The organism is Pseudomonas sp. CFBP 13719, assembly GCF_014842095.1.
Taxonomy (GTDB): domain Bacteria; phylum Pseudomonadota; class Gammaproteobacteria; order Pseudomonadales; family Pseudomonadaceae; genus Aquipseudomonas.
In genome coordinates this window covers 446,475-461,354 of the sequence record NZ_JACYVB010000001.1, presented here as the reverse complement: position 1 = coordinate 461,354, position 14,880 = coordinate 446,475, and the positions used below count along the sequence as shown (strand labels likewise).

General features: G+C 63.3%; 10 protein-coding genes. 4 read left to right on the top strand and 6 right to left on the bottom strand.

Going from position 1 to position 14,880, the window contains the following annotated elements; genetic code table 11:
* Entirely contained in the window at window positions 1–960 is a 960-nt protein-coding gene (locus IFT57_RS02200) for an AAA family ATPase (RefSeq protein WP_122479105.1), read from the bottom strand.
* A gap of 251 nt (window positions 961–1,211) precedes the next feature.
* Window positions 1,212–1,562 (bottom strand): hypothetical protein, encoded by a 351-nt coding sequence (locus IFT57_RS02195; protein WP_192150262.1) that lies wholly within the window; start codon window positions 1,560–1,562, stop codon window positions 1,212–1,214.
* A 268-nt stretch (window positions 1,563–1,830) separates the two neighbouring features.
* Between IFT57_RS02195 and IFT57_RS02190 the strand changes: the two genes are divergently transcribed.
* Window positions 1,831–6,690, top strand: a complete 4,860-nt coding sequence (locus tag IFT57_RS02190) for an NAD-glutamate dehydrogenase (protein WP_192150260.1) — start codon at window positions 1,831–1,833, stop codon at window positions 6,688–6,690.
* Between the two features lie 162 nt (window positions 6,691–6,852).
* On the opposite strand, the gene acnB is transcribed toward IFT57_RS02190, so the two are convergent.
* On the bottom strand, window positions 6,853–9,462 hold the full coding sequence (gene acnB, locus IFT57_RS02185; RefSeq protein WP_192150855.1) for a bifunctional aconitate hydratase 2/2-methylisocitrate dehydratase: 2,610 nt from the start codon (window positions 9,460–9,462) through the stop codon (window positions 6,853–6,855).
* 381 nt (window positions 9,463–9,843) lie between these two features.
* On the opposite strand from acnB, the gene IFT57_RS02180 reads away from it, so the two are divergent.
* Window positions 9,844–10,323, top strand: a complete 480-nt coding sequence (locus IFT57_RS02180; protein WP_192150258.1) for a DUF1289 domain-containing protein — start codon at window positions 9,844–9,846, stop codon at window positions 10,321–10,323.
* A gap of 124 nt (window positions 10,324–10,447) precedes the next feature.
* Complete coding sequence (pdxB, locus tag IFT57_RS02175; protein WP_192150256.1) at window positions 10,448–11,620, top strand: 4-phosphoerythronate dehydrogenase PdxB; 1,173 nt, start codon at window positions 10,448–10,450, stop codon at window positions 11,618–11,620.
* Between the two features lie 83 nt (window positions 11,621–11,703).
* On the opposite strand, the gene IFT57_RS02170 is transcribed toward pdxB, so the two are convergent.
* Entirely contained in the window at window positions 11,704–11,883 is a 180-nt protein-coding gene (locus tag IFT57_RS02170) for a PA1571 family protein (RefSeq protein ID WP_122797379.1), read from the bottom strand.
* Window positions 11,884–12,024: 141 nt separating this feature from the next.
* Here IFT57_RS02170 and IFT57_RS02165 point away from each other — a divergent pair, with 141 nt between their 5' ends.
* Complete coding sequence (locus tag IFT57_RS02165; RefSeq protein ID WP_122799766.1) at window positions 12,025–13,782, top strand: ABC transporter transmembrane domain-containing protein; 1,758 nt, start codon at window positions 12,025–12,027, stop codon at window positions 13,780–13,782.
* Window positions 13,783–13,816: 34 nt separating this feature from the next.
* Here IFT57_RS02165 and ppnP read toward each other — a convergent pair whose 3' ends face one another.
* Together ppnP and IFT57_RS02155 are read right to left on the bottom strand one after the other, a co-directional pair.
* Complete coding sequence (gene ppnP, locus IFT57_RS02160; RefSeq protein ID WP_122797381.1) at window positions 13,817–14,098, bottom strand: pyrimidine/purine nucleoside phosphorylase; 282 nt, start codon at window positions 14,096–14,098, stop codon at window positions 13,817–13,819.
* 71 nt (window positions 14,099–14,169) lie between these two features.
* Window positions 14,170–14,712: an exonuclease domain-containing protein gene (locus tag IFT57_RS02155; RefSeq protein ID WP_192150254.1), complete on the bottom strand. Its 543-nt coding sequence runs from the start codon at window positions 14,710–14,712 to the stop codon at window positions 14,170–14,172.
* Window positions 14,713–14,880 lie beyond the last annotated feature (168 nt).

Sequence of the window (14,880 nt, the reverse complement as noted above, 5' to 3'; positions counted from 1 at the left end):
CTAGGCGACGGCCACGACGTCGAGGATGCGCTGGATCACGCGATCCTGATCGACCCCGGCGGCCTCCGCTTCGAACGACAGGATGATGCGATGGCGCAGCACGTCGAACAGCACGGCCTGGATGTCTTCCGGGCTGACGAAATCGCGTCCGGCCAGCCAGGCATGGGCACGTGCGCAGCGATCCAGGGAAATGGAGCCCCGCGGGCTGGCGCCATAGGCCAGCCATTCGCCGAGCTCGGCGTCGAACTTGCTTGGGGTGCGCGTCGCCATGACCAACTGCACCAGGTATTCCTCCACGGCGTCGGCCATGTACAGACCGAGGATCTCCTTGCGTGCGGCGAAGATGGCCTGCTGGCTGACACGGCGCTCGGGCTTGGTTTCGCCATTGAGCGCCTCGCCGCGAGCCTGCTGCAGGATGCGCCGTTCCACGGCCGCATCCGGGAAGCCGATCTTGACGTGCATCAGGAAGCGATCGAGCTGCGCTTCGGGCAGCGGGTAGGTGCCTTCCTGCTCGATCGGGTTCTGCGTCGCCATCACCAGGAACAGCGGAGACAGGTCGTAGGTGCTGCGACCGACACTGACCTGGCGCTCGGCCATGGCTTCGAGCAGGGCTGACTGCACCTTGGCAGGCGCACGGTTGATTTCGTCGGCCAGCACCAGATTATGGAAGATCGGCCCCTGCTGGAACACGAAGCTGCCGGTTTCGGGTCGATAGATCTCGGTGCCGGTTATGTCGGCCGGCAGCAGGTCCGGGGTGAACTGGATGCGGTGAAACTGTGCCTCGACGCCTTCGGCCAGTTCCTTGATGGCTTTGGTCTTGGCCAGCCCCGGAGCGCCCTCGACCAGCATGTGACCGTCTGCCAGCAGCACGATCAGCAGGCGCTCGACCAGTTTTTCCTGGCCAAGGATCTGCGTGGAAAGAAAGGTTCGCAGCGCCATCAGCGCTTCACGATGTTCCATCGTCGACGGTTCCTGAAAAAGGGACCGAGTACGCAGGTGAAGGCGTCTTGGCCGGGGGTCACTACTTTAATGCATTGGCGGGTGGCAAAGAAATCGGCGTGTTCGATCGGGCAGTTCTGTGTCCCGTAGGAGCGGCCACTGGCCGCGAAGAAGCTTGCACGGCCAGAGAGATCGGTTGGGTCGGCCGGCCATTTCGCGGCCACTGGCCGCTCCTACACGTATACAGATATACAGAGCTGCGGAGAGCAAGGTCAGTTGATTGCCAGTGTCCCGACACCCGCCAGCAAAATCCTCAATGTCTCGCCGATCTCCGCCAGTTCCGCCGCATCGCTGGCATGCTCGATTTCCAGCACATCATCGCCACCGAACACATCGGCATCTGCAGCGGCCACTTCCACCAGCAGGTGCTTGGCGCTCAGGGTCACCTTGAGGTCGCGCAGCAGGTAAGGCTCTTCGCCGAGGGTGATTTCCAGCTCTTCTTCGTCCGGAAAGCGCGTCATCAGAAACATTTCGCCAGCGCTGCCGTGGCAGCACAGCAGCGCCATGTCGTCTTCTTCTTCGTCACAGGGGTTGGCCAGCAACAGAGTGGCGGTGATGCGCATGCGGGAGAACCTGTCATATGAATGTGCCATGATTATACCCGACTACTGTCCGATCGGCTGGAACGCCCGTACCAGCGGTCTCGTACGACAACTCCTGCATGACCGAATATGTCGCCGCACCGCAAGAGTGCATGCCGGGCTCTGGGTAAGCTAGGTCGTTGGACCTCTTGAAATGTCGCCCCGCAGCGCCGGATTGGCTATGGTTGATCCGAACCGGGGTGACTTGCGACGCTTCACCCAATAACAAAGCCCAAGCGGAGTACCACAGATGGCGTTCTTCACCGCAGCCAGCAAAGCCGACTTCCAGCATCAACTGCAATCGGCCCTGGCTCAGCACATCAGCGAACAGGCACTGCCACAAGTGGCGCTGTTCGCCGATCAGTTCTTCGGCATCATCTCGTTGGACGAGCTCACCCAGCGGCGCCTCAGCGACCTGGCCGGTTGCACCCTGTCGGCCTGGCGCCTGTTGCAGCGCTTCGATCACGCCAAACCGCAGGTGCGCGTCTACAACCCCGATTACGAACGTCACGGCTGGCAGTCCACCCACACCGCCGTCGAAGTGCTGCATCACGACCTGCCGTTCCTGGTGGATTCGGTGCGCACCGAGCTCAACCGTCGCGGCTACAGCATCCATACCTTGCAGACCACCGTGCTCAGCGTGCGCCGCGGCGGCCAGGGCGAGTTGCTCGAAGTGCTGGCCAAGGGTGCCCAGGGCGAAGACGTCCTGCATGAATCGCTGATGTACCTGGAGATCGACCGTTGCGCCAACGCCGCCGAGCTCAGCGTGCTGGCCCGGGAGCTGGAACAGGTGCTGGGCGAAGTGCGCATGGCGGTGCAGGACTTCGAGCCGATGAAGGCCAAGGTCCGCGAGATGATCACGCTGGTGGAACAGACCGCGTTCGCCAGCGACGCGCAGGAGAAAGCCGAGATCACGGCGTTCCTCGAATGGTTGACCGACAACCACTTCACCTTCCTGGGCTACGAGGAGTTCGTGGTCGACGCCGATGCGCAGGGTGGCCAGCTTCGCTACGACCCGCAGTCCTTCCTGGGCCTGACCCGGCTGCTGCGTGCCGGCCTGACCAGCGAAGACCTGCATATCGAAGACTACGCCGTGCAGTACCTGCACGAGCCGATGCTGCTGTCCTTCGCCAAGGCCGCGCACCCCAGCCGAGTGCATCGCCCGGCCTATCCCGACTACGTGTCGATCCGTCAGATCGACGGCGACGGCAAGGTGCTCAAGGAATGCCGCTTCATGGGCCTGTACACCTCGTCGGTGTATGGCGAAAGCGTGCGCGAAATTCCCTACATCCGGCGCAAGGTCGCCGAGATCGAACGCCGCTCCGGTTTCCATGCCAAGGCGCACCTGGGCAAGGAACTGGCCCAGGTGGTCGAGGTGCTGCCGCGCGACGACCTGTTCCAGACCCCGATCGACGAGCTGTTCAGCACCGTCATGTCGATCGTGCAGATCCAGGAACGCAACAAGATTCGCGTGTTCCTGCGCAAGGACCCCTACGGGCGCTTCTGCTACTGCCTGGCCTACGTGCCGCGCGACGTGTACTCCACCGAAGTACGGCAGAAGATCCAGCAGGTGCTCATGGAGCGCCTCAAGGCCAGCGATTGCGAGTTCTGGACGTTCTTCTCCGAGTCCGTGCTGGCTCGCGTGCAGCTGATCCTGCGCGTGGACCCCAAGAGCCGTCTGGACATCGACCCGCAGCAACTGGAAAACGAAGTGATCCAGGCCTGCCGTTCGTGGCAGGACGACTACGCCAGCCTGACCATCGAAAGCTTCGGCGAGGCCGCCGGCACCAATGTGCTGGCCGACTTCCCGAAAGGCTTCCCGGCCGGTTTCCGCGAGCGCTTCGCCGCGCATTCGGCGGTAGTCGACATGCAGCACTTGCTGGCGCTGTCCGAATCGCGCCCGCTGGTGATGAGTTTCTACCAGCCACTGGCGCAGGGCGGCGAACGCCAGCTGCATTGCAAGCTGTACCACGCCGACACGCCGCTGGCGCTGTCCGACGTGTTGCCGATCCTCGAGAACCTGGGCCTGCGCGTACTGGGCGAATTCCCTTACCGCCTGCGTCATCGCAGCGGTCGCGAGTACTGGATCCACGACTTCGCCTTTACCTACAGCGAAGGCCTGAACCTCGATATCCAGCAACTCAACGACACGCTGCAGGATGCCTTCGTGCACATCGTGCGTGGCGACGCAGAGAACGATGCGTTCAACCGCCTGGTGCTCACCGCAGGCCTGCCATGGCGCGACGTCGCCTTGCTGCGTGCCTATGCGCGCTATCTCAAGCAGATCCGCCTGGGCTTCGACCTCGGCTACATCGCCAGCACCCTGAACAACCATACCGACATTGCCCGTGAACTGACGCGGCTGTTCAAGACCCGCTTCTACCTGGCGCGAAAGCTGGCAGGCGATGACCTGGATGACAAGCAGCAACGCCTGGAACAGGCCATCCTGAGTGCCTTGGATGACGTTCAAGTGCTCAACGAAGACCGCATCCTGCGTCGCTATCTGGACCTGATCAAGGCCACCCTGCGTACCAACTTCTACCAGCCCGATGCCAACGGCCAGGTCAAGTCGTACTTCAGCTTCAAGTTCAACCCCAAGCTGATTCCCGAACTGCCCAAGCCGGTGCCCAAGTTCGAGATCTTCGTCTACTCGCCGCGGGTCGAAGGCGTTCACCTGCGTTTCGGCAACGTCGCCCGCGGTGGCCTGCGCTGGTCGGACCGCGAGGAAGACTTCCGCACCGAGGTACTGGGCCTGGTCAAGGCGCAGCACGTGAAGAACTCGGTGATCGTGCCAGTGGGCGCCAAGGGCGGGTTCGTCCCGCGCAGGTTGCCGCTGGGCGGCAGCCGCGACGAGGTGCAGAACGAGGCCGTGGCCTGCTACCGCATCTTCATCTCCGGTCTGCTCGACATCACCGACAACCTCAAGGACGGCAGCGTGGTGCCGCCGGCCAACGTCGTGCGTCACGACGATGACGACCCGTACCTGGTAGTGGCCGCAGACAAGGGCACCGCGACCTTTTCCGACATCGCCAACGGCATTGCCATCGACTACGGCTTCTGGCTCGGCGATGCGTTCGCCTCCGGCGGCTCGGCGGGCTACGACCACAAGAAGATGGGCATCACCGCCAAAGGCGCCTGGGTTGGCGTGCAGCGGCATTTTCGCGAACGCGGCATCAACGTGCAGAAAGACAGCATCACCGTCATCGGCATCGGCGACATGGCCGGCGACGTGTTCGGCAATGGCTTGTTGATGTCCGACAAGCTGCAACTGGTGGCGGCTTTCAACCACCTGCACATCTTCATCGACCCCAACCCGGAACCGGCCAGCAGCTTCGCCGAGCGTCAGCGCCTGTACGACCTGCCACGCTCCGCGTGGAGCGACTACGACACCTCGATCATGTCAGCCGGTGGCGGCATCTTCTCGCGCAGCGCCAAGAGCATTGCCATCAGCGCGCAGATGAAAGAGCGCTTCGACATCAAGGCCGACAAGCTGACCCCGACAGAGTTGCTCAACGCGTTGCTCAAGGCGCCGGTCGACCTGTTGTGGAACGGCGGTATCGGTACCTACGTCAAGTCCAGTGACGAGAGCCACGCCGATGTCGGCGACAAGGCCAACGACGCCCTGCGCGTGAACGGCAACGAACTGCGCTGCAAAGTGGTGGGCGAGGGCGGCAACCTGGGCATGACCCAGCTGGGCCGTGTCGAGTTCGGCCTCAACGGCGGCGCGACCAACACCGACTTCATCGACAACGCAGCCGGGGTGGATTGCTCCGACCACGAAGTCAACATCAAGATCCTGCTCAACGAAGCCGTGCAGGCCGGGGACATGACCGAGAAGCAGCGCAACCTGCTGCTGGGCAGCATGACCGAGGAAGTCGGCCATCTGGTGCTGGGCAACAACTACAAGCAGACCCAGGCGCTGTCCCTGGCGGCGCGCAAGGCCTACGAGCGACTGGCCGAGTACCGTCGTCTGATGGCCGACCTGGAAGCACGCGGCAAGCTGGACCGCGCCATCGAGTTCCTGCCCACCGAGGAGCAGCTCAACGAGCGCGTCGCGAACAAGCAGGGCCTGACCCGAGCCGAACTGTCGGTACTGATCTCCTACAGCAAGATCGACCTCAACGAAGCGCTGCTGGCTTCGGCAGTACCTGACGACGTCTATCTGACTCGCGACATGGAGACGGCCTTCCCGCCGTCGCTGGTCAGCAAGTACGCCGAGGCCATGCGCAGCCACCGCCTCAAGCGCGAGATCGTCAGCACCCAGATCGCCAACGACCTGGTCAACAACATGGGCATCACCTTCGTGCAGCGCTTGAAGGAGTCCACTGGCATGACCCCGGCCAGCGTGGTCGGGGCCTACGCCATAGTGCGCGACATCTTCCACCTGCCGCACTGGTTCCGCCAGATCGAGGCGCTGGACTATCAGGTGTCTGCCGACGTCCAGCTGGCTTTGATGGACGAGCTGATGCGTCTGGGTCGACGGGCCACTCGCTGGTTCCTGCGCAGCCGCCGCAACGAGCTGGACGCCGGTCGCGATGTGGCGCATTTCGGTCCACACATCGCAGCGTTGGGGCTCAAGCTCGACGAGCTGCTCGAGGGGCCGACCCGCGAGCGGTGGCAGACCCGCTACCAGGGTTATGTCGAGTCTGGCGTACCGGAGTTGCTGGCACGCATGGTTGCCGGTACCAGCCACCTGTATACGCTGTTGCCGATCATCGAAGCGTCGGACGTCACCGGCCAGAATGCCGCCGAAGTGGCCAAGGCGTTCTTCGCCGTGGGCAGCAAGCTGGACCTGACCTGGTACCTGCAGCAGATCAGCAGCCTGCCGGTGGAGAACAATTGGCAGGCGCTGGCGCGCGAGGCCTTCCGCGACGACATCGACCTGCAGCAACGGGCAATCACCATTTCCGTGCTGAAGATGCAGGATGCGCCGGGTGATGTCGAAGAGCGCCTGGACCTGTGGCTGGAACAGCACGAGGTGATGGTCAAGCGCTGGCGCGCCATGCTCGACGAGATCAAGGCCGCCACGGGTACCGATTACGCCATGTATGCAGTGGCGAATCGCGAACTGATGGACCTGGCGTTGAGCGGAGGCGTGCAAGTCAGCTGAGGCGAGGTTGGCTTTTTCGCGGCCGATGACCGCTCCTACGGGTTATCCGTAGGAGCGGTCATCGGCCGCGAAGCGCTCACCGCCCATCTCTGACCCGATCACCGCCCACAAAAAAACCCGTCAAATGACGGGTTTTTTCGTTCAGCTCATTTCAGCGTGGCATCAAGCCTGAACCACTGGAATGTTCGCGTTGGCCGCAGCATCGCGGAACTCGGCGATCTGGTCGAAGCTGAGGTAGCGATAAACATCGGCAGCCATGCTGTCGATGCTGGCCGCGTAGCCCATGTACTCTTCGACGGTCGGCAGCTTGCCCAGAATGGACGCGACAGCGGCCAGTTCGGCGGATGCCAGGTACACGTTGGCACCATCGCCCAGGCGGTTCGGGAAGTTACGGGTCGAGGTGGATACTACGGTGGAGTTGGGTTCCACGCGTGCCTGGTTACCCATGCACAGCGAGCAGCCCGGCATCTCCATGCGTGCGCCAGCCTTGCCGTAGATGCCGTAGTAGCCTTCCTCGGTCAGCTGATGGGCATCCATCTTGGTCGGCGGCGACAGCCACAGACGCGTCGGCAGTTGGCCCTTGACCTTGTCGAGCAACTTGCCGGCAGCGCGGAAGTGGCCGATGTTGGTCATGCACGAACCGATGAACACTTCGTCGATCTTCTCGCCCTGAACGGTGGACAGCAGACGTGCATCGTCCGGATCGTTGGGTGCACACAGGACCGGCTCTTTCAAGTCGCTCAGGTCGATCTCGATGATTTCGGCGTATTCGGCGTCGGCATCGGCACTCAGCAGTTCCGGGTTGGCCAGCCACGCTTCCATGGCCTGCGCACGACGTTCCATGGTCCGCGCATCGCCGTAGCCTTCGCTGATCATCCAGCGCAGCAGGGTGATGTTGGACTTCAGGTATTCGGCAATGGCCTTTTCCGGCAGCTTGATGGTGCAACCGGCGGCAGAGCGCTCGGCCGAGGCGTCGGACAGTTCGAACGCCTGTTCCACGGTCAGCTCGTTCAAGCCTTCGATTTCCAGGATGCGGCCCGAGAAGGCGTTGATCTTGCCTTTCTTCTCGACGGTCAGCAGGCCTTTCTGAATGGCGTAGTACGGAATCGCGTGGACCAGATCGCGCAGGGTGATGCCTGGCTGCATGGTGCCCTTGAAGCGCACCAGCACCGACTCGGGCATGTCCAGCGGCATGACGCCGGTAGCGGCGGCGAAGGCCACCAGACCGGAACCGGCCGGGAACGAAATGCCGATCGGGAAGCGGGTGTGCGAGTCACCACCGGTGCCGACGGTATCGGGCAGCAGCATGCGGTTCAGCCAGCTGTGGATGATGCCGTCGCCTGGACGCAGGGACACGCCGCCACGGGTGCGGATGAAATCCGGCAGGGTGTGGTGGGTGGTCACGTCGATCGGCTTGGGATAGGCCGCGGTGTGGCAGAAGGACTGCATGACCAGGTCGGCGGAGAAGCCCAGGCACGCCAGGTCTTTCAGCTCGTCGCGGGTCATCGGGCCAGTGGTGTCCTGGGAACCGACGGTGGTCATCTTCGGCTCGCAGTAGGTGCCGGGACGCACGCCCTGGTTCTCTGGCAGGCCGCAGGCCTTGCCGACCATCTTCTGCGCCAGGGTGTAGCCCTTGCCGGTGTCGACCGGGGCTTCGGGCAGCTTGAACAGATCGGTCGGGCCCAGGCCCAGCTCGGCACGCGCCTTGTCGGTCAGGCCGCGACCGACGATCAGCGGGATACGACCGCCTGCACGGACTTCGTCGAGCAGTACCGGGGTCTTGAGCTCGAAGGTGGTGATCACTTCATCGCTGTCGTGCTTGCAGACCTTGCCCTGGTGCGGGTACAGGTCGATCACGTCACCCATGTTGATGTTCGACACGTCGAACTCGATCGGCAGGGCGCCGGCGTCTTCCATGGTGTTGTAGAAGATCGGAGCGATCTTGGTGCCGAAGCAGAAACCGCCGGCGCGCTTGTTCGGCACGTACGGGATGTCGGTACCGAAGAACCACAGCACCGAGTTGGTCGCCGACTTGCGCGACGAACCGGTACCGACCACGTCACCCACGTAGGCGACCGGGTAGCCGTCGGCGTACATCTGGGCAATCTGCTTCATCGGGCCGATCGAGCCCTGCACGTCGGGCACGATGCCTTCGCGGGCCATTTTCAGCATGGCCAGGGCGTGCAGCGGGATGTCCGGGCGCGACCAGGCGTCGGGCGCAGGGGAGAGGTCGTCGGTGTTGGTTTCGCCGGTGACCTTGAAGACCCGCAGGCTGATCTTGTCGGCCAGGGTCGGACGCTTCTTGAACCACTCGCCGTCGGCCCAGGATTGCAGCACGCCTTGAGCGTGGGCATTGCCGTGCTTGGCTTTTTCCGCGACGTCGTGGAAGGCATCGAACATCAGCAGGGTGAACTTGAGCTGTTCGGCGGCAACCGGCGCCAGGGTCGCGTCGTCGAGCAGTTCGACCATGGTGGCGATGTTGTAGCCACCCTGCATGGTGCCGAGCAGTTCAACGGCACGCTTGCTGTCGATCAGCGGCGAAGTGGCTTCGCCCTTGGCCAGGGCAGAGAGGAAACCGGCCTTGACGTAGGCGGCTTCGTCGACCCCTGGCGGTACGCGGTTGGTGATCAGGTCGACCAGGAAGGTTTCTTCGCCGGCAGGAGGGTTTTTCAGCAGCTCGACCAGGCCTGCGGTTTGTTCGGCGTTAAGCGGCTGGGGCACGATACCCTGGGCGGCACGCTCTTCGATGTGTTTGCGATAGGCTTCAAGCACAGTTATTACCCTCATCAGTGGTCCCGGAAGGGACGCTCATCCAGAGAACGCCTGCATCCATGCGCACGGTCTTTTCGGCCGTTCAGTCAGGAGGGCAGGTGTTCCATGCAGAAGCTGTTTTCAAAGTTTTACGCCTGTAGAAGGGAAATCTGATGAGGGCTGGCACCGGACGAGCGGTGCCAACACCCTTCTACTGGATCAACTGTGCTCGTGACGCTTTGAAAACAGCTTCCAATGGACATTGGCGCCTAAAAAGGCTGCATGATTCTACTTTATTTCGCGCAGGAAGTTAAGTTAAGCCCCACGATTTCTGGGGTGACCCCTGTTAGACAAAGGACTAACATGCGCCCGGTGTTCCACCGTCCAGCGTGCCGATCCGCCATGTCCAACCATTCCATCAAGACGCCCTGCGTGGGCCTGTGCTCCACCGTCTACGGTGACCTGGTATGCCGGGGCTGCAAGCGCTACCACCATGAAGTCATCCATTGGAACGGCTATGACGAAGCCCAGAAACGCGCGGTGTGGATCCGTCTGGAGCAGTTGCTGGTGCAGGTGATGGTGGCCAAGCTGGAAGTGTTCGACCCCTTGAAACTGCGCCAACAGCTGGAACAACGCAAGATCCGTTTCGTCGAGCGCCAGTCGGAGTACTGCTGGGCCTACCAGTTGATCGCCCGCGGCGCCCGCGTGATCAACAACCTGGAGGCCTATGGTCTGGTGCTGCTGCCCGAGTTCCGCGACTGGGATCTGCCACAGTTGCGCGATGCCATCGATCGGGAGTTCTTCATCCTGTCCGAGGCGCATTACCAGCGTTATATCGCGCCGGCGTTCGTGCGCGAGCTGACCGAACAGCGCATTATATGAATTTGCAGCGAGGCCTTCGCGGGCAGAGACCCGCTCCCACAGGGTCCGGCGCCAGTCTCTGTGGGAGCGGGTCTCTGCCCGCGAAGAGGCCCGCCTTGACACTCTCACAACCCCGGACATCCCCATGCTCATAGTCGCCGACGAAAACATCCCGCTGCTCGACGCATTTTTCGAAGGCTTCGGGGAAATACGCCGCTACCCAGGCCGCGCGATCGACCGCACTGCTGTCGCCGATGCCGACATCCTGCTGGTGCGCTCGGTGACTCAGGTCGATCGTACCCTGCTCGAAGGCAGCAACGTACGCTTCGTCGGCACCTGCACCATCGGCACCGACCACCTCGACCTCGATTACTTCGGCGAAGCCGGTATCCACTGGGCCAGCGCCCCGGGATGCAATGCCCGCGGTGTGGTCGACTACGTGCTGGGCAGCCTGCTGACCCTGAGCGAAATCGAAGGCCTGGCGTTGCCCCAGCGCTGCTATGGCATCGTCGGCGGCGGTCAGGTCGGTGGCCGCCTGGTGCAGGTACTGCGCGGCCTGGGCTGGGATGTGCGGGTGTGCGACCCTTTGCGCGCAGCAAGGGAGGGCGGTGACTTCGTCAGCCTGGAACACATCGTCGAGCATTGCGACGTGATCAGCCTGCACACACCGCTGACCCGCGGCGGCCCCCACCCGACCTGGCATCTGTTCGACGGCCCGCGCCTGCGCGCGCTCAAACCAGGTACCTGGCTGATCAATGCCGCGCGCGGCCCGGTGATCGACAACGCTGCATTGCTTGAAGTGCTGCTCGAACGCGAGGACCTGCAGGCGGTGCTCGACGTCTGGGAACACGAACCGGCGGTCGATCGGGCGCTGGCCGAGTGCTGCGTGATCGGCACCCCGCACATCGCTGGCTACAGCCTCGACGGTCGTCGTCGCGGCACGGCGCAGATCCATCAGGCGCTGTGCGACTTTCTTGGTCGCAGCGTCGATGTCCGCCTGGACGACCTGCTGCCCAGGCCCTGGCTCGGCGAAGTCAGCCTGAGTGCCGACAGCGACCCCGCCTGGGTACTGGCCATGCTCTGTCGTGGGGTCTACGACCCGCGGCGCGACGACGCCGACTTCCGGCGCAGCCTGGCCGTTGACGGCCGGCAAGACCTTCCTCATGACGCCGACAATGCCCGGCAGCGGCTGGCCTTCGACCAACTGCGCAAGCACTACCCGCCGCGTCGCGAAATCGAAGGGCTGCGCGTGCACATCGACGGTCCGGCGCCGGAGCTAGAACGCATCGTCGCGGCGCTGGGTGCGGTGCTGGTCTAGCGCAGCATCGCTGGCCGAATGGCAGAAAATCGAAACCCGGCCACCTGGACCGGGTTTCGAAGGCAGCGCAGCGGCGGGCTCGATCAGTCGTTGCCGACCGGCTTCACCACGTGCTCTTCCAGTTCGCGGCAGGCGTCCTGCACCATGTCTTCGGTGATGGGGACTTCGCGCCCCTGTTCATCGATGATCGCGCCCCCGACGGGCTCGTGGGGGTTCACGCGTACCACTTCGATGCTTTTCTGCGTGTCGTCATGCGAGCTCATGGCCTGTCTCCTCTTCAGGTGTGTGCGCCGTCTGCTTCGGGCCGCTTCCTAGCTGACTTTGTCCGTTTGATGGAGTTCCACTGTAGTCGATCGTGCGTCTGGGTGTAGGCTTGCAGATCATCTGAATACGGATCACCTCTCTTGCAGCTATTGTCTTCGGGTCAACGGCGCGGCTTGCGCCTGGCCTGGCGCTTCGTGCGCCCCTATCGCTGGCAGGCCGTCGGCGCGTTGCTGGCACTGCTGCTGACCGCCGGCATTACCCTGTCCATGGGCCAGGGCATTCGCCTGCTGGTCGACCAAGGCTTCATGACCCAGTCGGCACACCTGCTCAATCGTTCCATCGCCGTGTTCATGGTGCTGGTGCTGGCCTTGGCCACGGGCACGTTCGCGCGCTTCTACCTGGTGTCCTGGATCGGCGAGCGCTGCGTCGCCGATATCCGCAAGCAGGTGTTCGACCATCTGGTCCACTTGCACCCGGCGTTCTACGAAAACAACCGCAGTTCGGAAATCCAGTCACGACTGACCACCGACACGGCATTGCTGCAGTCGGTCATTGGCTCGTCGCTGTCGATGTTCCTGCGCAACCTGCTGATGGTGATCGGCGGGGTGGTGCTGTTGTTCGTCACCAACCCCAAGCTCACCAGTATCGTGGTGGTCGCTTTGCCACTGGTGCTGGCGCCGATCCTGATGTTCGGGCGTCAGGTGCGGCGTCTGTCGCGGCAGAGCCAGGACCGTATCGCCAATGTCGGCAGCTACGTGGCCGAAACCCTGACCCAGATCAAGACGGTGCAGGCCTACAATCACCAGGCCGAAGACCAGAAACGCTTCGCCGTCACCGTGGAGCAGGCGTTCGACACCGCCCGACAACGCATCGTCCAGCGTGCGTGGCTGATCGCGCTGGTGATCGTGCTGGTGCTGGGTGCTGTCGCGGTGATGCTCTGGGTCGGCGGCATGGACGTGATCGGCGGGCGCATTTCCGCCGGCGAGCTGGCCGCGTTCGTCTTCTACAGCCTGATCGTCGGCAGTGCCTTCGGCACCTTGAGCGAAGTGGTCGGTGAGCTGCAACGCGCTGCCGGTGCCGCGCAGCGCATTGCCGAGCTGTTGCAGGCGCGCAGCGATATCCAGCCGCCCAGCGTCGGTCTGCAGCAGCTGCCGCCGCGGGTCACGGGAGCGCTGGCGCTTGACGAAGTGATATTTGCCTACCCTGCGCGGGAAGCCGCACCCGCCATTCGAGGCCTGAGCCTGCAGGTCAGGCCGGGCGAAACCCTGGCCCTGGTCGGACCCTCCGGCGCAGGCAAGTCGACGCTGTTCGACTTGCTGCTGCGTTTCTACGACCCGCAGCAGGGCCGCATTCTCATCGACGGGGTCGACTTGCGTCAGTTGGATCCGCAGGACCTGCGTCGGCATTTCGCCACGGTGTCGCAGACCCCTGCGCTGTTCTTCGGCAGCGTCGAGGACAATATCCGCTATGGCCGGGCGGACGCCACGGCCGAGCAGGTCGAGGCGGCAGCACGCATCGCCCATGCCCACGACTTCATCATGCAGCTGCCGCAGGGCTATCAGACGCCGCTCGGCGATGCTGGCCTGGGGCTTTCGGGAGGTCAGCGTCAACGCCTGGCGATTGCGCGCGCCTTGCTGGTCGATGCCCCGATCCTGCTCCTGGACGAAGCCACCAGCGCTCTGGACGCGCAAAGCGAACACCTCATCCAGCAGGCCATGCCGACGTTGATGCAGGGTCGCACGACGCTCGTCATCGCCCACCGCCTGGCCACGGTACAGAACGCCGACCGTATTGCAGTCATGGATGAGGGGTGTCTGGTGGCGCTGGGAACCCACGCCGAGCTGGTGGCCAGCAACGCACTGTACGCGCGTCTGGCTCATTTGCAGTTCGGTCGCTAGCGCAGACGGCCCCCAGGGCTGGGGGCCGCGATCATCAACGGTACTGGCAGAGGTAGGCGGTTTCCACTTCCACGGTCAGTTGAAACTTGCTGTTGGCAGGCACGTTGAACTGGCTGCCGGCGGCGAAGGTTGCCCATTCGCTGGCACCGGGCAGCTTGACCGTGAGGGCGCCCGATACCACATGCATGATTTCAGCCTGGGCCGTCCCGAATTCATACTCGCCTGGCGCCATGACGCCGATGGTGGCGGGGCCGTCCGTTTCGGAAAAAGCAATGGACTTCACGGTGCCGTCGAAGTACTCGTTGACCTTGAACATGAGGCGGTTCCTTGCGGAGGATAGGAAAGGGCTGGCCAGTATGCCCAAGCCCTGGCAGGTCGTCATCCGCTTTACGGCGCCAGCACCATGGGCAAAAGTCGCGCCGTGTTGCGCGCGTCTTCAAGGGCTCGGTGCTGCTGGCCGCAGAACTGCAGGCCGACCAGTTGCAGGGCGCCGGTCAGAGCGAGCGGACGCGGTAACTGGCGGGCCTTGGCAAAGCGCTGCTTGAGATTGATGTGGGGTACTCGCGCCAGGGCGCTTTCCAGGTTGAGCCGCTGCCAGTCCTGCAGCAACTGCAGGCGGTCGTAATCGCCCCAACTCACCCAGCCCTGCAGTTGCCCTCGGTGAGGTGACAGCCACTGCTCGAAGTCTTTCCACACCTGGGTCAGCACCGCTGCCGCGTCCACGTCCGCTTGAGCGATGTGGGTCAGCTCTCGACAAAATGGGGTCAGGCTGAGGCGTCGCACAGGTTTGACGAATCGCTGGAAGTGGTCGACCTCGCGTCCGTCGCGGTTGACCAGGCTTGCACCGATCTCGATGATTTCCATTTCAGTGACCGGCCAACCACCTTCGTCGGTGGTGGCTTCCAGGTCGATGACCAGCCAATGCGGCATACCAGGCTCCCAGGCACATGCGCTTAGAGCCTAGAGCACAGCCGGATGCAAAGAGTTCCGATATCCCTGCAACCGTGTAACAGCGTTGCACGATAGCGCCTGCTGCGGGCAGCCGGGGCGTGCTGTGCACCAGCACAGGGTTTAGCAGTTGTCAGCTCGACGTAAAAC